Source organism: Uniformispora flossi (genome assembly GCF_049534875.1).
GTDB lineage: Bacteria > Actinomycetota > Actinomycetes > Streptomycetales > Streptomycetaceae > Yinghuangia > Yinghuangia aomiensis.
The window spans coordinates 23,984-44,877 of the sequence record NZ_JBMULZ010000019.1; the positions used below are offsets into that span (position 1 = coordinate 23,984).

13 protein-coding genes and 2 riboswitches are annotated in these 20,894 nt (G+C 73.5%); of the genes, 5 read left to right on the top strand and 8 right to left on the bottom strand.

All coding sequences use genetic code 11. From position 1 onward, the window contains the following. Nucleotides 1-55: 55 nt before the first annotated feature. From ACPA54_RS31390 to ACPA54_RS31420, 7 genes are all read right to left on the bottom strand, one after another. On the bottom strand, nucleotides 56-2,239 hold the full coding sequence (locus tag ACPA54_RS31390) for a protein kinase domain-containing protein (RefSeq protein ID WP_423534825.1): 2,184 nt from the start codon (nucleotides 2,237-2,239) through the stop codon (nucleotides 56-58). A 144-nt stretch (nucleotides 2,240-2,383) separates the two neighbouring features. Continuing rightward, the gene (locus ACPA54_RS31395) at nucleotides 2,384-3,268 is read right to left on the bottom strand and encodes a hypothetical protein (RefSeq protein ID WP_423534827.1); all 885 of its coding nucleotides are present in this window, start codon (nucleotides 3,266-3,268) and stop codon (nucleotides 2,384-2,386) included. Beyond that, on the bottom strand, nucleotides 3,269-6,130 hold the full coding sequence (locus ACPA54_RS31400; protein ID WP_423534829.1) for an SAV_2336 N-terminal domain-related protein: 2,862 nt from the start codon (nucleotides 6,128-6,130) through the stop codon (nucleotides 3,269-3,271). Nucleotides 6,131-6,133: 3 nt separating this feature from the next. Further along, on the bottom strand, nucleotides 6,134-7,375 hold the full coding sequence (locus ACPA54_RS31405) for an AAA family ATPase (protein ID WP_423534830.1): 1,242 nt from the start codon (nucleotides 7,373-7,375) through the stop codon (nucleotides 6,134-6,136). Continuing rightward, nucleotides 7,372-9,507 carry a hypothetical protein gene (locus tag ACPA54_RS31410; protein ID WP_423534831.1) on the bottom strand — a complete coding sequence of 712 codons (2,136 nt, stop codon included), beginning with the start codon at nucleotides 9,505-9,507 and terminating at the stop codon, nucleotides 7,372-7,374. The genes ACPA54_RS31405 and ACPA54_RS31410 overlap by 4 nt, the downstream gene beginning before the upstream one ends. After that, nucleotides 9,504-10,700, bottom strand: a complete 1,197-nt coding sequence (locus ACPA54_RS31415) for an alpha/beta fold hydrolase (RefSeq protein ID WP_423534833.1) — start codon at nucleotides 10,698-10,700, stop codon at nucleotides 9,504-9,506. Before ACPA54_RS31415 ends, ACPA54_RS31410 begins: the two co-directional genes overlap by 4 nt. Before the next feature lie 167 nt (nucleotides 10,701-10,867). Then, nucleotides 10,868-12,346 (bottom strand): glutamate-cysteine ligase family protein, encoded by a 1,479-nt coding sequence (locus tag ACPA54_RS31420; protein ID WP_423534834.1) that lies wholly within the window; start codon nucleotides 12,344-12,346, stop codon nucleotides 10,868-10,870. A 296-nt stretch (nucleotides 12,347-12,642) separates the two neighbouring features. Here ACPA54_RS31420 and ACPA54_RS31425 point away from each other — a divergent pair, with 296 nt between their 5' ends. The 5 genes from ACPA54_RS31425 (at nucleotide 12,643) to ACPA54_RS31445 (ending at nucleotide 17,472) form a co-directional block, all read left to right on the top strand. Then, nucleotides 12,643-13,494 (top strand): polysaccharide deacetylase family protein, encoded by an 852-nt coding sequence (locus tag ACPA54_RS31425; RefSeq protein WP_423534836.1) that lies wholly within the window; start codon nucleotides 12,643-12,645, stop codon nucleotides 13,492-13,494. A gap of 179 nt (nucleotides 13,495-13,673) precedes the next feature. Beyond that, the gene (locus ACPA54_RS31430; RefSeq protein ID WP_423534838.1) at nucleotides 13,674-15,005 is read left to right on the top strand and encodes a hemolysin family protein; all 1,332 of its coding nucleotides are present in this window, start codon (nucleotides 13,674-13,676) and stop codon (nucleotides 15,003-15,005) included. Next, complete coding sequence (locus tag ACPA54_RS31435; protein WP_423534840.1) at nucleotides 15,002-15,988, top strand: hemolysin family protein; 987 nt, start codon at nucleotides 15,002-15,004, stop codon at nucleotides 15,986-15,988. Before ACPA54_RS31430 ends, ACPA54_RS31435 begins: the two co-directional genes overlap by 4 nt. Nucleotides 15,989-16,382: 394 nt before the next feature. Further along, nucleotides 16,383-17,003 carry a hypothetical protein gene (locus ACPA54_RS31440; RefSeq protein WP_423534842.1) on the top strand — a complete coding sequence of 207 codons (621 nt, stop codon included), beginning with the start codon at nucleotides 16,383-16,385 and terminating at the stop codon, nucleotides 17,001-17,003. A 274-nt stretch (nucleotides 17,004-17,277) separates the two neighbouring features. Then, nucleotides 17,278-17,472 (top strand): DUF5999 family protein, encoded by a 195-nt coding sequence (locus ACPA54_RS31445; protein ID WP_345678648.1) that lies wholly within the window; start codon nucleotides 17,278-17,280, stop codon nucleotides 17,470-17,472. A gap of 125 nt (nucleotides 17,473-17,597) precedes the next feature. On the opposite strand, the gene gcvP is transcribed toward ACPA54_RS31445, so the two are convergent. Further along, a complete protein-coding gene (gene gcvP, locus ACPA54_RS31450; protein ID WP_423534987.1) occupies nucleotides 17,598-20,414 on the bottom strand; it encodes an aminomethyl-transferring glycine dehydrogenase in 2,817 nt (938 codons plus the stop codon). 142 nt (nucleotides 20,415-20,556) lie between these two features. Next, nucleotides 20,557-20,689: riboswitch (glycine riboswitch) on the bottom strand. A 2-nt stretch (nucleotides 20,690-20,691) separates the two neighbouring features. After that, nucleotides 20,692-20,785, bottom strand: a riboswitch (glycine riboswitch). Nucleotides 20,786-20,894 lie beyond the last annotated feature (109 nt).

Below are 20,894 nucleotides of genomic sequence, written 5' to 3' on the forward strand. Positions count from 1 at the left end.
CACGCGTTCGGCCAACAGGCCCGGCAGCGGCCCGGATACGCGCCGTGGAGGCGCATCACGGGATCGTATAGCGGCGGACCGCGCCATCCAATCCCGCGGTGTACAAACGGCGTTCGCCTTCGCGTCCGGCGGCTGCCGGGACGCACGCCGCGGGCGTGCGGATCGTGTGGGCGCGCGTGCCGTCGTCGCGGCTGAGGACGTGGACGCTGCCGCCGCGCAGCGCGGCGTACACCCACTGCTCGTCGGCGGCGACCGCGACCACCGGCTCGCCGAGGGACTCCCGCCAGCCTTTGACGCCGGACGCGTGCACCGCGACCACGTCGCCGCCCGACGTCCCCGCCACCACCAGCCCGTCGCCGGACAGCGCCGGGTCCCCGCATATCGCCGTGCCGAGCCGGGCCAGCACACGCGCGGTGCCGCCGGGCGGTTCGACGAGCCACAGCGTGCCGGCCGCGGTCCCGCACACGACCGCTTGGCCGACGGCCAGCGGCCCGCCGAGGACCGCCCCGTCCAGCCGCCATTTCGCCCGGCACTTCGCGATGCCCGTGCCGAACTCCCAGGTGCGCACGCACCCGTCGATCCCGGCGGTGACCACGGATGCGCCGCACACCGCGGGGCGGCGCACCGGACCGACCGCTTCGCGGGCGGTGCGCGCCGCCATCGCGTCCAGCCGGGCGGACACCAGGTCGCCGTTCGCCATCGTCGCGAGGACGGTGTCCGCGCCTGTCACGCACACGCCGTGCACGGCCACGCCGGTGCCGGCCGAGCCGACGGTCGGGCCGACCCACAGGTCGTGTTCGCGTTTGCCGCTGGAGGCGTGCACGATGCGCAGGCGCCCGCGCCCGGTGCCGACCACCAGCCGCCCGGACACCACGGCCATCGCGCCGGGGAGCACGAGGTCGCCGGATTCGGCGGGGAGTTCCCAGCGCTCCCGGCCGTTCTCGGCGTCCAGCCCGACGACCCGGCCCTGGCAGTGCGCGATCGCGACGACTCCGGCGGACAGCACCGGAGGGCAGCGGATCCAGTCCCGCCCCCGCCATTCCCAGTCGGGACGGGGTCCGCCGGTCCGAGGCGGGACCGACCGCCCGTCGGCGGGGCGCGGACCGGCGAATCCGCCGAGCTCGACGGAACCGCCCGGATTGGCTGAACTACCTGAATCAACGGAACTGCCGGAGTCGACGGAGCTGCCGGGCGCCGGGGCCCCGAACGGGCCCATGCCGAGCGCCATCTCCTCGTCGACGGCGACCGCGGCGCCGACCACGGCCGTGGGCTCGCCGTCGGACCGGGGCACCGCTCCCCCGGACGCCTCTTCGATCCTGCGGTCGTAGTCCCGCATCAGGCGCCGGTGCTCGGGCGGCAGCGTCCGCCACAGCGGCACCGTGTCGCCGGGCAGCCGCATGCTGCCGGCGTCGGCGGTGCGCCCGACGTGGCGGCGCGCGACGGAGTTGACCCACACCGCGGTCGGGCGGCCGTCCGGGTGCCGCACCAGGCAGCGGCGGATCAGCCCGGCCAGGTCGCCGTCCGGCAGCCCCGAGGTGTCCGGCGCCTCGCTGCTGATCTTGCGGAGCACGGTGACGATGGACGCGCCGTCGTAGGGCGGATGCCCGGTCAGCGCATAGAGCAGCGTGCCGCCGAGGGCGAACACGTCGGACGGCCCGGCGGCCTGCGCGAGACCCGCGACGTGCTCGGGCGACATGTACTGCAGCGACCCGATGCGGTCGCCGGTGCGGGTCAGCCGGGGGTCGCCGACGAGGCGCACCAGGCCGAAGTCGATCAGCCAGGCGCGGTCCCGCCCGATCAGCACGTTGGAGGGTTTGATATCGCGGTGGTAGACGCCGAGTTCGTGCATGCGGACGATGGCCGCGGACGCCTGCTCGGCGATCCGCCACACGACCTCCGGCGGCAGCGGCCCGCCTTCCCCCACCAGGTCCTGCAGGGCCGGGGCGCGCAGGAACTCGGTGGCGAGCCAAGGCTTCTCGGCTTCGCTGTCGGCGTCGAGGAGCCGCGGGACGCCGTCGCCGACGACGGTGCCCATGGCGCGCACCTCGTTGGTGAAGCGCTGCCGGAAGCCCTCGTTGCGGACGATGTCCGGGTGGGCGATCTTCACGGCCGCCAACTGCCCCGCCCAGGTGCGGGACCGGCCGAGATAGACCTCGCCGAAGCCGCCGGCCCCGATCCGGCACAGCAGGTCGAAGTCGCCGACCCGGGTGGGACCGGCGCCGTCCAACGGTGCGATCACGCGAGCACCCCCTCCCGTCGTGTCGTCCGGCCACGTTAGCGGGACAGGACGTGCGTTCGCCGCGACTTGGTCGCGCCCCTGCTCAAGGCGTGTTCCCACGGCGCCGATGCGGTGCCGGTACGCCGCCGTCGCGGTGCTCTCGGGTTACCCGGCGGGATCTCCGAACCGGGCACGGACCGCGCCCAGAACCGCTTCCGCCCGCAAGAAATCCGGCCCCGGTGCGGACGGCATCGGGAAAGCCCGCAGGTCGCGGCTCAGCGGCACGGCACCGCGCGCCTCGGCGAGGGCGAGGACGAGTCTGCGGTACGCGGCACCCGCCGCCGTCTCCGGTTCGGCGGGCCCGCCGATCCGCACGGCCCGGCGCCCGCGCTGCGCCGATCCGACCGCGAGCCGGACGCTGCCCGCCGCGGACGCCGTCCACCAGGTCGCCGCCGACACCGCGGCGGCCGCCGGATACGGCAGCAGGCCGAGGATGTCGTCGAACAGCCGGACGCGGTCCCGCATCGGCCAGTCCGCGGCGTCCGGCACGAGCGTGACCGGCCCTTCGAGCAGCAGCGCCGCGACCGAGGCAAGCCAGCCGAGCGGGTACGGCTGCCTCCCGCGCGGCTCCCCCGGCGCGGGCAAGGTGAGCAGGGCCGGCTGCGGCGGGTGTTCCGCCAGGTCGATGCCGAACAGCGCCTGCATCAGCTCGTCGAGGGCGGGGCGGTGCAGCGCCAGGTCGACACCGGACAGCACGTAGTGGCTGGTGCCGACGATCGGACGTCCGAACTCGTCCAGGAACGCCGACCATTCGGTCCACGTGACGGTGTTCGCGGTGCCGTCGGAGCTGCGCTCGAACCGCACCCACGGGAGTGCGTCGGGGCCGCGTACCGCGGGCAGCGGCGTACCTATGGCGCGCGCCCGGATCTCCGCGCCGAACCGCGGGTAGTCGGCGGGCGGTCCGGAGGCTCTCAGCACCCGGTAATCGCCGTGGCTGTCCCCCGGTTTGGCATGCCACGCCCACTCCGCGGCTATGGTGCGTTCCGTCATTCAGGAAGTCTCCCCGGCGAAAGCTCCGACCGAACTGGCAAGCCAGACCATGGGTTCCCAGACGTTGACCGGCTGGACGGGGCGGCCGCGCAGCCGGAAGGCGTCGCCCTGGTAGTCCCATCCCACCGACGTCGTGCCGAAGTAGCGGACCCGGTCGCGGTGGAACCAGGTGCCGAGGACCCTCAGTATCGTGTCGACGTCGGCGTCCCCCCGGGCGGCCAGCCGCCGCAGGGCCGGTTCGATGCCGGCCGCGCCGGGCGCGGACGCGCCGCCGAGGACGCGGTCGCGGACCCGGGCGTCGTCGCATTTGGACACGCACACGGCGACGAAGTGCGGCAGCCGGTCGGCGGCTTCCTCGGGCCGGCCGTCCGGCCTGAGCCGCGGGATGAACCGGCTGAGGCTGGCCGCCGTGTGGGCGGCCGCGGCCGGGCTGCTCAGATCGGCGAGGAACACGATGCCGTGGGTGTCGCGCACGTTCCGCACGGCGTCGGCGCCGTGCGTCAGCGGCGAGTCCGGGTCTTCGAAGTCCCCGCCCGCCCGGTCGTGGAGTTCCAGGTCGAAGGCGACCCGCCAGGACAGCTTCCGGCGCCAGCGGAGCCTGCGGCGGACGGTGCACCGGGCGTCCACCCGCAGCCGCAGGTCTTCCGGCTGCGAGGTCGCGTTCGGGAACACCCGCTGCTCGATGATGCTCACGCCGGCCCGGTGCACGAACTCCTTGGTGGCGTCGTCGCGCGGGGTGATCAGCACGTCGTCGAGGGCGACGCCGGGCAGGTCGAGGTCCAGCCGCGCGCTGCGGTCCGTGGTGAACATCCGCAGGGCGGCGACGACCAGGAACGTGGTCTTGCCGGACGCCTGCCCGCCGAGCAGCGCCACCCGCGGCACCGCACTCGGGCGGCGCCGGTCGCGGCCGGGCTCCGGCTCCGGGGCGGGCTCGGACGGCAGGGTGCCGATCGCGTCGGCGACATCCGCGGCGGGCACGACCATGCGCGCGCCGTCGAGCAGCGCGTCGCCCAGCACCCCCCGCGAGCGGGCGGCATCCGCGTCCGGGCCGGACGTGCCCGGGTCGGCGGCGGAGAGCTGCGGTGTCCCGGACGGGGTCTGCGACGGCGGCGGTGCGGAGCCGGGCGGCGCGGGCTCCGGCTTGCGGAATCCCGGGATGGGCGTGCCGGGTGCCAGATCGGGGCCGCCCGCCGCGAGACGTTCCAGCAGGGCCGCGTTGCGCACGTCCGGGTTGTTCGCGAGGCGGCGCAGCAGGGCCGCGGTGAGGTAGGCCAGCGGCCGGGCACCGTCCGCGATCCGCGCCGGGGCGGGGAAGTCCTCGCCGCTCAGCAGGACCCGGAAGGCGACGGCGTCGGAGCCGAGGCGGCGGGCGACCTCCTGGGCGATCCGGTCGTACATGGCCAGGAGTTCCGCCGACGTGCAGCGGCTCAGGAGGACGGCGCGGACGTCCGCCGGGAAGTCGTAGGGCGCTTCCTCGGGCGGCGCCTCGGCGGCTTCGTCGTCGGTGCGCACGAGCAGGCCGCTGAGGAACACCTCGGCGACGTCCGCCGGATCCGGACGTTCGTTGACGACCGCGTTGACCAGCCGCATCGTCTCGAAGGTGATGGGGGCGGTGCCCGCGAGTCCGTACAGCAGATCGGCGCAGCTCGGCGGGACGGTACGCAGGAACGTGTCCACGCGCTGCTCCGCGGACAGGTCCACCGAAGCGGGCCTGGGAGGGGGCGGCGCGGCGCGCGGCGCGGATCGCGGCACCACCCAGGCGGCGGCGGTCAGTTCGCGGATGCCTTGGGTGCGTCCGACGAGCATGCCCATGAGCCTGCGCACATGCGACCACGGCGGCTCGGCGGTCTCCCGGCCGGGCGCCCAGTGCAGGACCGGGGCGCCGTCGAAGGCCAGCACGGGCAGCGCGAGGAAGTCGGCGTCGTCGACGGGGACCGGCGGGCGGTCGTCGTCGCGGCACACGAGGATCCGCGGGCGGTGCCGGGCGCCGAGCGACGGGCGGAGGACGACGCGGCTCGGGGCGATCGCCGTCTTGGCCCACAGGCGTTCCGGCAGCAAGTGCCACACGACGACGGGTCCGCGCTCGTGCCAGGACCCGAGGTGGCCGATCGCGGCGGCGGACTGCCACCCTTCGCATACGCCGTCGGTGATGACGAACACCATGCCGCGGCCCCCGGCCGCGAGCATGCGGGCCGGGTCGCACGGGGTGATGCGGTCGCTTGCCGTGAACCGCGGTTCGGGCCCGGACACGTCCGCGTGGATCTCCCGGACGGTGCGGAATACGCCGCTGCGCCGCAGCACGTCGGCGAGTTCCCGCAGGACGGCGCCCCACGGTGCGGTGGCGGCACTGGTGTCGCGGACCAGCAGCAGGTCCCAGCGCGGTTCGCGCTGCGGGCGCAGCACGGGGACGAACGCGTCGGCGACGGCCATCGCTTCCGCGGTGCGGTCGATGTCGAGGTCGGTGCGGCCGGGTGCGTCGGCGGTGGAGCCCAGCGGCTTGAGCGCGTTTTCGAGGGCGCGCGCGGCGGGCAGGCGCGGTTCGGCGCGGATCCGCATCGGAAGCGCCCGCACCGGGGTTCCGCTGTCGTCCCACGAGGGCAGTTGGACGGGCGCCGCCGGGAATCCCGGCGTCGGCGCGGGGGGCGGCTTGCCGCCGCCGGGCCCCCAGGCGAATCCGGCGGGCGCGCCGTACCCGGCCCCGCCGCCTTCCGGCTCGGCGGCCGGGTCGGGGCCGGTGTCGAGCGCACCGCCGAGCCACGCCATGGCCGCGTCGGGCGTGCTGCCGGTGAGCCACAGGATGTCCAGGGCGGCGCCGACGTCGTACGGGGGTTCCGGTCCGCCATGGCGCGCGGTGGGGTCCATCCGTCACCCCCCTCCGTGGAGATCGCCCATGACGATGTCCAGCAGGGCGCGTCCGGCGGCGTCGAGCGGGTCGAGGGGCGCGCCGGTGCCGTCGAGGAAGGCGGTGTGCAGGAGTTGGTCGGACGACAGGGTGCGGGATTCGGCGCGTTTCGCGAACGTCTCCACCGGGTCGCCCGGCCGGTAGGCGGCGGGTGCCACGCCGAGTTCGGCCCAATAGCCGGTGTGGCGTTCGAGCAGCATCTGCAGGTCGCGTTTGGTGGGTGCCTGGAGTTCGAGGCGCAGGCAGCGCCGGTGGAACGCGGCGGGGAAGTCGCGTTCGCGGTTGCTGGTGAGCACGACGACGGGGAACTCCGCGCACTCGACCCGGCCGCCGACGACCTCGACGCGCCGGTCCCGCGGCCCGGTCCGGTCGGCCGCGCGCACCGGGACGGACTCCTCGCGGTGCCGCTGGAGTTCGGGAATGTCGAACGTGCCGGTCTCGAAGACGTGCAGCAGGTCGTTGGCAAGATCGCTGTCGCCCTTGTCGAACTCGTCGATCAGGAGGACGCGGGGGCGCCGCCGCGGCACGAGGGCCTCGCCGAGCGGCCCCAGACGCAGGTAGTTGCCGATGTCCTCGGCGTAGTTGCCGGCGTTGTCGGCGATGCCGCCGCGGGCGAGGGTGAGGTCGTGGATGCGGCCGAGGGCGTCGTACTCGTACAAACCGTCGCGGAGGGTCGTCCGGCTGGTCACGCCCCAGCGGAGCACGGGTCCCAGGTCGAGTTCGTAGGCGATGCTCATCGCGAGCGACGTCTTGCCGGCACCCGGAGGGCCGGTCACGAGCAGCGGGCGGCGCAGCCGGATGGCGGCGTTGACCGCGAGCAGGATCTCGGTGCGCTGCTCGGCGGGTAAGTGGAAGGTCCGGGCGACGTAGTCCTCTTGCAGGGTCGGCCGCTCGGCGGCCGGGGCGTGGGCGGCCGGCCGGTCGGCGGGCGGCGGCGGGTCGGCGGGCAGCGGCGGCGGCTTCGGGCCGGCGCCGTTGGGCGGGGCGTCGGCATCGCCGCGGGCCCCGGGCACGACGGCGACGGGGGCCACCGGGGCGGGCGCGACAGCGGGGACCGCCGCGTGCGCGGCGGCCGCATCGTCGTCCGCGGGGATGCCGCCGAAGCGGCGCCACGGCGGCGCCTCCGGCCACGGCACCGGGAGCGCGCGGGGGCCGCCGCTGCCGGGGCCGCGGTAGATGAACCATTGTTCGAGGTCGTCGGTCACTGCCGCCCCTTCCGCTGCGGGGTGCCGAGGCTGGGCCGCGGGTCGTAGGGCACGCGGAGGCCGGGCCGGTCGAGCACCAGAACCACTTCTTCGCGCGGCCGGTCCGGGGCCGCGCCGCGCGGCCACACGGGCCGTCGGCGCGGGTCGCCGCCGCCGTTGCGCCACAGCCAGACCCGTTCGGGCAACTCGTCGATGCTCGCGACGCCGCGCAGGTGCCGGCTCATGGCGCGGACGTAGCCGCGGCCGGGGCAGTCGCGGCCGCCCGCGCAGTCGTGCGGGCACAGGGTGCGGGGCCACAGGGCGAAGATCGCTCCTCCCTCCAGGACCTGGTCGACGCCGTCGGGTGCGCGTTCCTCGGCACCGGCGGCGAACGCCAGCGCGGCGCCGATGTACCGCGATCCTTCCCACGAGTGGAGGGGAATGTCGCGTCTGGCGGCGCCGCAGCGGAACCACTTCACCCGTTCGTGGATCCGCAGGGGGCGCCCTTGGCCGATCTCGTGCATGAAGCGGCCGAACACCCGGCTGAGCGCGTAGCCGCTGGGGCCGCCCATGGTCCGCTCCCGGTCGCGCAGTACCAGGGCACGTGCCTTGCCCAACGGCAGCGCATTGCGTTCGTGGTCTTCCGGCCCCAGGGTAATGCGGTCGAACGCGTAGCCGAAGAGCGAACGCGGCACCAGGATTTCCAGGACCTGCACGTATTTGTCACGCGGCAGGGCGGCCTCGGCGGCGGCGATCGCGGCGCGGAACGCCGCCGCGACGGGTTCGCCGAAGTCGATCCGCAGGTTGCCGAGCGGCAGTTTGAGGCCGTGGGTGCCTTGGTACAGCCAGGCGTCCATGCGGAACGGCCCCGGACTTCCGCCCGATTCGGCGCCGGCCGCGGCGACCCGATCGGTGGCGACGGCGTAGTCGACGACGAGGACCGGCGGTCCGGCGGGCGGTTCCGGCGGCCGGAGGTCGTCGGGGATCTCGTGCCACCACTCCTCGAACGGCGCAAGCAGTGCGTCGGCGGTGTCGCGGGCCCACCCGGCGAAGCCGGTGCGCAGGCACGCGCGGAGCCAGTCGCGCAGCACGTGCAGCGGATGGACGGCTTCGGTGGCGAACCGCACGTGGTCTTCGGTGTTGAAGTACACGGCGTCGCCGAGTTCCGCGAGGGTGCCGTCGCGAGGGAGGCCGCGGGTGCCGTGCAGCCACAGTGCGTGGCGCAGCGCGGTGGTCGCGAGCGGTTGCCCGGCGGCGGTCTCGTAGTCGCCTTCGAGCCGGTCGAGGACGTCCCACAGCGCCATGCGGTGCGGTGAGCCGTCGGGGACTTGGCGGTAGACGACGGCGGTACCCGTGCCGGGCGGGCCGATGAGGAAGAAGTCGGGGGTCTGGCGTTGCGTCTGTTTGGACGCGGCCGCGCGGGCGAAGGCCTGCTGCACGGCCTGCCCGGCGAGGAGGGCGCGGGCGAGCGTGAGCTGTCCGCCGGCGGCGCGGTCGGCGAGTTCGTCGATCAGCAGGTTGGCGAACTTGACGCCGACGGCCTTCTGCCCCGCCGAGGCGGCGAACATCACGAGGGCGCGGCGGGCGGCCTGGTCACTCGCCCCGTCGCTCAGGGGGAAGCCGCCGATGTCCGGGTAGCGGTTCGGCTCGTGGTTGCGGCAGATGTCGAAGACGCCGGACCATTCGCCGAGCGGGCTGTTCTGCCCGGCGCGCTGCTGACGCAGGTAGTCGTGCAGTTTGCCGACGTCCTGGCGGTGCGTGCTCCAGACGCCGTCGTCGTCGAGGCTGGGCACCAGCGCGGACGTCGCGTGCGAGGCGCCTTGCACAGTGTGCTGGCCATGGCCGAGCCAGACGACGAACAGGGTGTCGCCATCGTCGGCTTGCCGGTAGAACGCGCGGACGGCCGCTTCGTAGTCGGCGCGCGAGGTGTTGAGCCGGACGTCGACACCGCGGTCCGCATACGCCTTCACCGCCGTCTCGTCCTCCGACCCCGGCTTGGCCGCCGCCAGCAGGGTGATCCGCCAGCCCGCGCCGCCGTCGAGGAGGTAGTCGAGGTAGCGGCACGCGGTGCGGACGACGTGGGGCAACTGGGGCGGGTCGGCGCCGCGCGGCCCGAAGTAGCCGTAGGCGACGACGAGCGCATGTCTGTTCACGGCTGCCGCCGGGCGAGTTCGGCGATGACGCGGTAGGTCTCCCTCTGCCCCCAGTAACCGCTGTGCGCGTCCGGGAAGAGCATTCCGGTGTCGATCCGCAGGTCGGTGACGGGTACGTCGTCGCCGAAGTCCGGCCGCGCCGGGAAGCCGAGCAGGTCTTGCGGGCAGTGCGCGTTGGTCCAGCGCGTCGGCCAGTGCGCGGGCGTGCCGCCGCGCGCCAGCGTGGCCAGCGCGCCGTAGCGGTAGAGCCGGGAGACCTGCGAACCGACCGTGAACAGCCGCACGCGCGGCCCGTAGTCGGCGCCGGTCAGCGTCTCGAACGCGACGATCCCGCCGAGGCTGTGGCCGACCACGACGACGTCGCCGTCGAGGGCGTCGATCTGCCGGGCGAGGTAGTCGCGGGCGCGGGCGCCGTGCGCCTGGTAGACGAGGATGTCGCCGACGAACAGGTCGGCGCTCGCGTGGATCCGGTCCCGGTACTTCCGGATGCGCTTGCGCGAACCTCCGACGTACGCGATTGCCGCACCGGCGATGGCGGCCTTCGCCCGCCCGCCCTGCTCGCGGCCGCCGAGGGTCTCCTCCAGCCCGTCGATCATCCCGGCCGGGTCGAAGCCGTCCGGCAGCACGTGGTGTTCGCCGGCCAGCAGGACGAACTGCGCCGTGAGCGCGCGGGCCAGGACGATGTTGCCGCCGGCCGCGGCGAACCAGTCCCACGCGTCGTCGCCGACCGAGGGATCGTCGTCGCCCGCCAGCAGCCGCGCCGCGGTGTCCAGAAGGGCCCGCGCCGGGACGCGCACGTCGGGGGCGTGGTCGTCCCAGGCGAACTCCGCCGGTGCGGCGAGGACGGTGTCGCGCACGTCGCGGCCGTATCCGGGCCCGCCGTCCTGCGGGTCGGCGGCCTGCGCGGCGGCGGTGACGCGGATCTCCAGCCCGGGGTCGGCGAGCAGCGACGCCCACGGCAGCGTGCCGTCGCCGTCGGGTGCCGGGGCGGGGCCGGCGTCGTCGTCCGGTCCGGGTTCCGGGAGCAGTCCGGTGTTGCCGCCCCCGACGCCGCAGTCCTCGCCCCAGGCCGGGGCGAGGACACGGTCGACGTCGGGGGCGAACGCCCGGCAGCCGTCTTCGATCAGCCGCAGCGTGTCGGCGAGATCGTCGGCCCGGACTCCGGTGCCGTGCACGAACAGAACCGTGGCCATGGCGTCCCCCGCAGACGTGGTGCCCGGCACGGCGGCCGGAAAGAGCGGTCCGGTGTGGTGATCAGGTTAGCCGCACGCGCGTCCCTCCGGGGTCGCTGTTGTGCAACAGGTCCGCCACACACGGTGATCCGCGGTCCGGTCCGCAGGTTTCGGCCGGGCGCAGCGGCTCAGGGCACCGGCCACGTGTGGACGGGTTCACCGCTGCGCATGTGCTCGGCGTACCGGAGCGTCATCGTGCGCAGCGCGCCGAGCCGGTCGAGGCCGAACGCGTCGCGGGCGTGGTGGAACATCGCGCTCTGCCAGGACGCGCCGTTCACACGGCGGATGCAGCGCTGCTCGATGATGCCGAGGTACTCGTCGCGTTCGCGCGGGTCGATCCCCCACGCGTCCAGGCCGCGGTAGGCACGCGGCAGGAGTTCGCGCAGCACCAGTTCGGTGACCGGGACGCGGCCGAGGCCGGGCCACGACAGTTCCGCGTCGATGCCGCGCCGGGCGCCGGTGTGGAAGTTGTCGGTGGCTTCGGCGAAGGACATCCGCTGCCACACCGGGTGGTCGTCCTCCACGAGGGACCGCACGACACCGTAGTAGAACGCCGCGTTCGCGATGATGTCGGCGACGGTCGGGCCGGCCGGGAGGACCCGGTTCTCGACCCGCAGGTGCGGTTTCCCTCGGGCGACGTCGTACACCGGCCGGTTCCACCGGTAGATGGTGCCGTTGTGCAGCCGCAGTTCGGGCAGGTGCGGCACGTCGCCGCGGTCCAGGGCTTCGACCGGGTCCTCGTCGTCGCAGATCGGCAGCAGCGGCGGGAAATAGCGCAGGTTCTCCGCGAACAGGTCGACGGGCCCGTCGATCCAACGTTCGCCGAACCAGGTGCGAGGCCGGACCCCTTGCGCGATCAGCTCCTCGGGCCGGGTGTCGCACGACTGCTCGAACAGGATCGGCCGGGTCTCGCACCACAGTTCGCGGCCGAAGAGGAACGGCGAGTTCGCTCCGACCGCGACTTGCACGCCGGATATCGCCTGGGCGGCGTTCCATAACGGGGCGAAGTTCTCCGGGGTGACCTGCAGGTGCAGTTGGACGGACGTGCACGGGCACTCCGGCGCGATGGTCGCGAACGTGGTGTCGAGCCGTTCGACACCGTCGATCCGCAGCCGGATGTCCTCGCCGCGGGCGATGAGGATCTGGTCGTTGAGCAGCGTGTAGCGCGGGTTGTGCGACAGGTTCTCCAGCACCATGTGCGCGTCGGTGACGGTCGGCAGGATGCCGATCATGACGATGCGGGCGCCGGCTTCGGCCGCCTTGCGGTCGGCGTAGTCGAGGCTGGTGCGGAGTTCCTCGGCGAGTTCGGAGAACACCGGGCCGGCCAGACGGTGCGGCTGGATGTTCACCTCGATGTTGAACTGCCCCAGTTCGGTCTGGAAGTCCGGACTGGCGATCCGGTCGAGCACGGCGTCGTTGACCATGCACGGCAGGCCGTCGGCGTCGGTCAGGTTCAGTTCGATCTCCACGCCCATGAGCTTGCGCGGGCTCTCGAACCGCTGTTCCGCGAGCATGCGTTCGAGCGTCTCCAGGCAGCGCCGCACCTTGTGCCGGTAACGCTGCCGGTCGGACGGTGTGAACGCGATCTGCTCGACTTTCTCTCCCATCGGCGTACCTCCCCGTTGGCCGCCCCGGTCGGGCTGTCGGTCGTCCACCCTGGGGGTTACCCCGCGGTTCGGTCGGACGTGCGCCCGATCACGCAACCATGTGCGGGACTCCGCGCGTCATCCGGACAGACGGGCCGGCCGGTCCGAAAGGCCGCCGGACCACCGCCCTTCCCCTGGGGATTTCGCGATCACTAGGGTGTGGGCGGCGTCGGCGGACTCCGTCCGCCGGCAGGCCGTCCGGGCATGCCGCCGGGGGGACGGCACCCGGAATCCACGCTCCACCATGGGGGGTTGCCATGTTCTCGTTGCCGGTGCGCAGCATGTCGTTCCAGGCCGCGGTCGCGGTGCTCGCGGTGTTCCTGTGCGGCTTCCTGGTCTGGACCGCGGCGGGGGACACCGTCACGTCCAAGGCCGCGGCGGCCACGCCGGGCGCGACGCCCGACGCGACGCCCGGCGGCGGCGAAGGGCAGTACGAGGGCTCGACGAGTCCGCCGCCGCCGCTGGCCTCCGCGTCCGGGTCGCCGTCCGCGCCGCCGACGAAGGTGTCGTCCGCGGTGCAGGCGAAGCCGGGCCGGACCGAACCCGGCAAGTGGGTGTCGCTCACGTTCGACGACGGACCGTGGAACACCTACACCGACGAAATCCTGGCGATCCTCAAGCAGTACAACGTCAAGGCCGTGTTCTGCATGGTCGGCAACCAGGCCCGCGACCTGCCGTCCGAGGTGCAGAAGGTGGTGGCCGACGGGCACACCCTGTGCAACCACACGATGAGCCACGACGAGCAGCTGTCGAAGAAGTCCCCCGACGAGATCCGCGGCCAGATGCAGCACGCCCTCGACGCGATCGGCAAGGCGTCGCCGGGCACCCCGGTGCCGTTCTACCGCGCGCCGGGCGGCGGCTGGTCGCCGCTCGTGCAGGAGACCGCGGCGTCGCTCGGCATGCGCTCGCTGGGCTGGAGCGTCGACACCGAGGACTGGAAGAAGCCGGGCGTCGACAAGGCCATGGCGACGGTGTCGAAGCAGTTGGGCAACTCCGGCATCATCCTCATGCACGACGGCGGCGGCGACCGGAAGATGAGCGTCGATCTGCTGAAGAAGCTGGTCCCGCAGCTCATCGCGGAGGGCTACCAGTTCACCATCCCGGCCTGACGCCCTCCGGCCGGTCGCGGTGCCCGCGGACCGGCATCCGCCGGGCGTGGCATGTCCCGCCTGTACGCAATCAGCCGTAATCTGACCGGGTGGTGTCCGTTCTCGGACGCCACCCGGGGCCGTGCGCTTCGCCGGGCCCGGCACGGGGCCGACCGAGGAGACGGGCGATCGACGTCGCGTTGCCGCTGCTGCTGCTCGCCGTTCTCATCGCCGCGAACGGCATGTTCGTCGCCGCCGAGTTCTCCCTCATCACCGTCGAGCGCAGCCAGATCGAAGAGCGCGCCCGCGACGGCGACCGCGCGGCGGGCCGCATCCTCAAGGGCCTGCGCACGCTGTCCTTCCAACTGTCCGGCGCGCAACTCGGCATCACGATCACGTCACTGGTCGCGGGCTACCTCGCGGAACCGGCGTTCGCCCATCTCGTGGAGCCCGCGGTGAAGGCGATCCCGGGCGTGGGCGACGCGGCGGCCCGCAACCTCACCGGGCCGCTGTCGCTGGTGATCGCGTCGGCTGTGCAGATGGTGCTCGGCGAACTCGTCCCGAAGAACGCGTCCATCGCCCGGCCGTTCCAGGTCGCCGCCGTCGCGGGCCCGTTCCAGACCGGGTTCTCGACCGCGTTCCGGCCGATCATCACCTTCCTGAACCGGTCCGCCAACTTCTTCGTCCGGCGTCTGGGCATCGAGCCCGAGGACGAACTGGGCTCGGCTCGGTCCGCCGAAGAACTCATGTGGCTCGTCCGGCACTCGGCAACCGAAGGCGCCCTGCCCCCGGGCACCGCCCAGGTGCTGCACCGCGCGCTGCGGTTCGCCGACAAGCGCGCCGAGGAAGCGATGACGCCGCGCACCGACGTGGTGTCCCTGCCGTCCGACGCCACCGTCGCCGACCTCATGGAAGCCGCACGGGACAGCGGGCACAGCCGGTTCCCGGTCCGCGGCGACTCCCTCGACGAAGTGAACCGTCTGGCGGTGGTCCACGACGCCTTCGCCGTCCCGGCCGCCCGCCGCGCGACCACACCGGTTCTCTCGATCGCCCGACCCGCCGTGCTGGTGCCGACCTCGCTGAACCTCGACCGGGTCATCGAACGCCTGCGCGAGGCCCATACCCAACTCGCCGTGGTCGTCGACGAGTACGGCGGCACCGCCGGCGTCATCACCGCCGAGGACCTCGCCGAGGAAATGGTCGGCGACCTCGCCGACGAGCACGACCCGCAGGACGAGCCCAGCGCCCCGCCCCGCCTCCCGTGGGCCGCCGGAGGCGCGGCCCGGCTCTCCGGCCTGCTGCGCGCCGACGAGGTCGAGGAAGCCTGCGGCTGGCGGATGCCCGAGGGCGACTACAGCACGCTCGCCGGCCTCGTGCTCGCCCGCCTGGGACACGTGCCGTACGTCGGCGAAGAGGTCGACGTGGACGACCGCCGCCTGACCGTCACCGCGATGGACAAGCTCCGCGTCGACGAGGTCGAGGTCGCGCCGTTGCCCGGCACCGCCGACGCCGCCCGGGACGGTGCCCGATGACCGGACAACTCGCGCTCGCCGTCGTCCTGCTGCTCGCCAACGCCTTCTTCGTCGGCGCCGAGTTCTCGCTGATCTCCGCACGCCGCACCCGCATCGAACCGCTCGCCGAGTCCGGATCCCGCCGCGCCCGCATCGTGCTGCGCGGCATGGAGCAGATCTCGGTCATGCTCGCGGGCGCGCAGCTGGGCATCACCGTCGCGTCGCTCGGGCTGGGCGCGGTCGCCGAACCCGCCCTCGAACACCTGCTGCACAGCCCGCTGCACGCACTGGGCCTGCCGTCCGGCGCGGCAAGCGTCACCGCCTTCGCGATCGGCCTGGCGATCGTGGTGTTCTGCCACATGGTGCTCGGCGAGATGGTGCCGAAGAACATCGCCCTGGCAGGCCCGGAGGAGTCCGCGCTGTGGCTGACCCCGCCGCTGTGGGTGTTCTCCCGGGTGACCGCGCCGATCCTGTGGTTCCTGGGGCACGTGGCCAACGGCTGCCTGCGGCTGTTCCGGGTGCACCCGGTCGACGAGGTGCGCAGCGTCTACACCGCGGAGGAACTCCCGGCGGTCCTCGCCGAGTCCCGCGAGCACCAGCTGCTCGACAAACGCGGGCACCACCGGCTGTCGGCGGCGCTGACGCTGCAGTCCCGTACCGCCGAACAGGCGATGCGTCCGTGGCCGGACGTTCGGACGCTGCCCGGCCCGGTCACCGCGGACGCGCTCGAACACGCGGCCGTCGACACCGGGTTGTCCCGCTTCCCGGTGATCGAGAACGACCGGGTGACCGGCTACGTGCACGTCCATGACACCCTCGGCCGCACCCCGGACGCCACCGTGCCGGTCCACCCGCTGCACACCGTCCGCGGCGACGCCACCCTCGCCGCGGTCCTCGCCCGCATGCGCGCGGGCCGCACCCACCTCGCGCTGGTGCAGGGCACCGACGGCCGGATCGCCGGCCTGGCGAGCCTCGACGACGTCCTCGCCGGGTTCCTCGCGTGAGCCCCGGCCGGACTCCGCCGCGGCCAGGGCCGCGAGCCCGGATACGCCCCTGATCCGGCGCGATATCGCCCCGCTCCTCCCCCGCCCGCCGGGGGCGCCGCCCCGTGCGCCCCACACGCTCCCCCTGGCGCATCGCCACCCCTCGCCCCACCCGCCAAAAGCGCACAACCGGGCGAGTAGCGGACCCTTCCCACCAGGAAACCGCCCACGGTCCGTTACTTTTCGCAGCCGTTCAAGTACAATGCGCTGACCGGCTTGTACGGTCGGTTCCTGCATGCGCGGCGCAGCACCCGCCCGGCCCGGACCGGCACAGCGGCTTTTCTCGACGGCTTTTTCTCGACCCACGCCCATCGCGGCGTAACCCTGGATGCTGTTTCAGAAATGAGGCGGTCTCATGGTCCTGCGTGTGCCCGAAACGCCCGAGCACGCCCGTGAGGCGGTGCGAGCGGTGCTCGCCACGCCCCGCCGGCGCACGGCACCGCCCCCGGACTCCGCGTTCGCCGGCCCGTCCGGTTCCCCCGACGCCGAGGCGGACGACGCCGACCCGGACGTGCCGGGCCCGACGGCCGTCTGCCCGCACCGCATGTTCGAAATCGACCTCGCCGACCTCGCCGCGGGCCGCGGCGTCGAGGCGGCGCGGCCGGTCGGCTGGCGCTGGCTGATCCACGAACGCGGGCGCACCGTCGGCGCCGTCGAGGTCGCCGAACCGGTCGGCGGCCCTCCCTTGGCCCGGTTCACCGAGGGCCCGTTCACCACCGGCACGGACGCCGCCGTCGCGACCGTCCGCAGCCTCCCGCACGTCGAACGCGGCTACTACGAACTGCGCTTGCTGCACATCCCCGGCCTCTACACGGTCGCCCTCTGGCTCGCCGACCTGGTCGGCTGGCAGGACCTCCTCGTGCCGCTCGCCCCGGCACCCCCGGGCGTGCAGCCGCTGCGCCCGTATCCGGCCGCGGAACTCGCGCACACCCTGGTCGCCCGCGGCGCGCACGTGCTCACCACGACCCAGGCCTGACCCCCCCGCGCAGTCCTCGCACGCCCCTCGCGCAACCCTCGTATGGTCCTCGCGCGGCCTTCGCCTGACCCTCTCGGTGGAAACCCGGTGACGCGCTCGGGTGAGAACTGCGAATTCCGCTGCGGGAGCGCCTCCGCGGGCGGAGACTGGGATCGGATACGAGTCAGGTCGTGTCCGGAACGCACGTACGAACGCACGACCAACGCACCGGCCGGTCGGCAGGCGTCCGGCCCCATCGCGAGGCATCGCGAGAACACACCGAGAAGGTACGACGATGTGCCAGCACCAACCGCAATGCCCACCGGCCGACAGCCCTGACCGGGAAGCCGCGCACGTGGTCGCGGCCCACCCCGAGCAGGGTTGGAGCCTGCTGTGCAACGGAGTGGTCTTGTTCGACGACACGGGGGAACTGCTGCCGGACGGCCGCATGATCGCTCCGCATCGCCCGCGCGTCCGACTCGCCGCCTGAGGGGGCCTCAGGAGGCGTACTCCGCACCGCAATCCCCGCCCATAACGACGTGGGAACGCCGGAGGGCCACACCCGATCGGGTGTGGCCCTCCGGCGTTGTCCGTGACGTCGCAGCGGGTCGGGGCTCAGTTCTCGTACGCGTCCACCGACGGGCAGGAGCAGACCAGGTTGCGGTCGCCGTACGCCCCGTCGATGCGCCGCACCGGCGGCCAGTACTTGCCGGCCGGCGTCATGCCGCCCGGGAACGCGCCTTCTTCCCGCCCGTAGGCGTGCTCCCACGTGTCCGCCGCGACCATGGCCGCGGTGTGCGGGGCGTTGACCAGCGGGTTGTCGTCCGCGGGCAGCTCACCGGCGCCGACCCGGTCGATCTCCGCCTTTATGGCGATCATGGCGTCGCAGAACCGGTCGATCTCGTGCAGGTTCTCGCTCTCGGTCGGCTCGATCATGAGCGTCCCGGGCACCGGGAAGGACATCGTCGGCGCGTGGAAGCCGTAGTCGACGAGCCGTTTGGCGACGTCGTCCACGGTCACCCCGGTGGCCTTGGTGATCCCCCGCAGGTCGACGATGCACTCGTGCGCGACCAGGTCCGCGGGCCCCGTGTAGAGCACCGGGAAGTGCGGCGCGAGGCGCTTGGCGATGTAGTTGGCACTCAGCACCGCAACCTGGGTGGCGCGCTTCAGGCCGTCCGGGCCCATCAGGCGGATGTACGTCCACGAGATCGGCAGGATCGCCGCCGACCCCCACGGCGCCGCGGAGATCGGCCCCACGCCGGTCGCCGGGCCCGCGGTCGGCTGCAGCGGATGGTTCGGCAGGTACGCCGCGAGGTGCTCGCGGACCGCCACCGGGCCGACGCCCGGACCGCCGCCGCCGTGCGGGATGCAGAAGGTCTTGTGCAGGTTCAGGTGCGACACGTCGGCACCGAACGCGCCGGGCTTCGCCAGGCCGACCAGCGCGTTCAGGTTCGCGCCGTCCACGTACACCTGGCCGCCCGCGTCGTGCACGAGCGCGCACACGTCGCCGATGTGCTCCTCGAACACGCCGTGCGTGGACGGGTAGGTGACCATGAGCACCGCGAGGCTGTCCCGGTGCGCCTCGATCTTGGCCTTGAGGTCGTCGAGGTCGACGTCGCCGTTCTCCCCGGTGCCGACCACCACGACGCGCATCCCGGCCATCACGGCGCTCGCCGCGTTGGTGCCGTGCGCCGACGACGGGATCAGGCACACGTCGCGCCCGGTGTCGCCGTTGGCGCGGTGGTAGGCGCGCACCGCGAGCAGCCCGGCCAGTTCGCCCTGCGACCCGGCGTTCGGCTGGATGGAGACCTTGTCGTAGCCGGTGACCGCGACCAGCGCGTCCTCGAGGCCGTGGATCAACTCCAGGTAACCGGCGGCCTGGTCGGCGGGTGCGAAGGGGTGGATCTGCGCGAACTCGGGCCAGGTGATCGGCTCCATCTCGCTCGTCCCATTGAGCTTCATGGTGCACGAGCCGAGCGGGATCATGCCGCGGTCGAGCGCGTAGTCCTTGTCGGCGAGGCTGCGCAGGTAGCGCAGCATGTCCGTCTCCGAGCGGTGCGCGTGGAAGACCGGGTGGGCCAGGTAGTCGTCGGTGCGCAGCAGCCCCTCGGGCAGCGCGTCCGGGGTGGCCTCGTCCAGCGCCGCGACGTCCTGCCCGGCGACGCCGAAGGCGCGCCACACGGCGGCGAGGTCCTCGCGGGTGGTGGTCTCGTCGCAGCTGATCGACACGTGGTCGTCGTCGGCCTGGTACACGTTGACGCCTTCGCCGCGCGCCGACTCGCGCACCGCGGCCGCCCGGCCCGGGACCCGGACGTGCACGGTGTCGAAGAACGCGCCGTGCGCGACCTCGACCCCGCCCGCGCGCAGCCCGGCGGCCAGCACCGCCGCGTACCGGTGGGTGCGGCGGGCGATCGCGGCGAGGCCCTCGGGGCCGTGGTAGACGGCGTACATGCCGGCCATGACGGCGAGCAGCACCTGCGCGGTGCAGATGTTGCTGGTCGCCTTCTCGCGGCGGATGTGCTGCTCGCGGGTCTGGAGCGCGAGGCGGTAGGCCTGGTCGCCCGCGGCGTCGACGGAGACGCCCACGAGGCGGCCGGGCAGCGAACGGGCGAGCTTGTCGCGGACCGCCATGTAGCCGGCGTGCGGGCCGCCGAAGCCCATCGGCACCCCGAACCGCTGCGTGGTGCCGACGGCGATGTCGGCGTCCATGCTGCCGGGCGAGGCGAGCAGGGTGAGCGCGAGCAGGTCGGCGGCGACCGCGACGAGCGCGCCGCGGCCGTGCGCGTCCGCGATCAGTGGCGCGAGGTCGCGCACCCGGCCGTCGGCACCCGGGTACTGGAGCAGCGCACCGAAGAACTCGCCCTCGGGCAGTCCCGCGGAGGTGTCCGCGACGACGACGTCGATGCCGAGCGCCTCGGCACGCGTCCGCACCACGGCGATCGTCTGCGGCAGACACGCCGCGTCCACGACGAACACGTTGCTCTTGGCCCGTCCGGCACGGCGCGCGAGCGTCATGGCCTCGGCGGCGGCGGTGCCTTCGTCGAGCAGCGACGCGCCCGAGACCGGGAGGCCGGTGAGGTCGGCGACCATCGTCTGGAAGTTCAGCAGCGCTTCCAGGCGGCCCTGCGAGATCTCCGGCTGGTACGGGGTGTAGGCCGTGTACCAGGCCGGGTTCTCCAGCACGTTGCGGGTGATGACCGGCGGCGTGTGGGTGCCGTAGTAGCCGAGGCCGATCATCGGCCGCAGCACGGTGTTGCGCGACGCGAGGGCGCGGAGCTGCTCGTGCACGTCGGCCTCGGAGACCGCGGCGGGCAGGTCGAGCGCCTCAAGGGTGCGGATGGCGCCGGGGACGGCGGCGTCGGTCAGCTCGTCGAGCGAGCCGTAGCCGACGTGCGCCAGCATCTTGGCCTGCTCGTCGGCATCCGGGCCGATGTGCCGGGCGGTGAACGGCGACGCGGCCTCGAGCGCGGCGAGGCTGCCGGGACCGGACGCGTGGTGCGATGACGACGAGCTCACGTGGAGGCCTCCAGTGTCGCGGAGGAGACCGCGCGGGTCGCGCGACCTCTCTGCCTCCCCCTCTGTCATCGATACCTGAGAGCTTCACCCGAGCGCCGCAGAAACGCGGAACGGGCTTTCACCGTCGGTGAGCCCCGGCCGCACTCCGCCGGAAAACCGGCGGAACCCGAACGGGACTGCTTTCCAGAGTGCCCATGGCCACGCGGTACGGGTGCCTGAGAGATTCCGGGGAGGGGTTGCTCCTTCGGCGCCCGGATCGGTGTCCGGGACTCTCCCGCGCGACTGTTGGTGCGCCCTCAACGCTACCAGTGCGCCGCCGACGGATAGGCGGAAGATCACCCCGGGACCTGCGGAAACGAGGTCTACGCGGGTAGTGCGACCGGTCGGCCCGCCACC

Coding starts and splice junctions, on each gene's coding strand:
- ACPA54_RS31395 (WP_423534827.1), bottom strand. CDS start 3,268: ATGACGGAACGCACCATAGCCGCGGAGTGGGCGTGGCATGCCAAACCG.
- ACPA54_RS31420 (WP_423534834.1), bottom strand. CDS start 12,346: ATGGGAGAGAAAGTCGAGCAGATCGCGTTCACACCGTCCGACCGGCAG.
- ACPA54_RS31445 (WP_345678648.1), top strand. CDS start 17,278: ATGTGCCAGCACCAACCGCAATGCCCACCGGCCGACAGCCCTGACCGG.
- ACPA54_RS31440 (WP_423534842.1), top strand. CDS start 16,383: ATGGTCCTGCGTGTGCCCGAAACGCCCGAGCACGCCCGTGAGGCGGTG.
- ACPA54_RS31400 (WP_423534829.1), bottom strand. CDS start 6,130: ATGGACCCCACCGCGCGCCATGGCGGACCGGAACCCCCGTACGACGTC.
- ACPA54_RS31415 (WP_423534833.1), bottom strand. CDS start 10,700: ATGGCCACGGTTCTGTTCGTGCACGGCACCGGAGTCCGGGCCGACGAT.
- ACPA54_RS31425 (WP_423534836.1), top strand. CDS start 12,643: ATGTTCTCGTTGCCGGTGCGCAGCATGTCGTTCCAGGCCGCGGTCGCG.
- ACPA54_RS31435 (WP_423534840.1), top strand. CDS start 15,002: ATGACCGGACAACTCGCGCTCGCCGTCGTCCTGCTGCTCGCCAACGCC.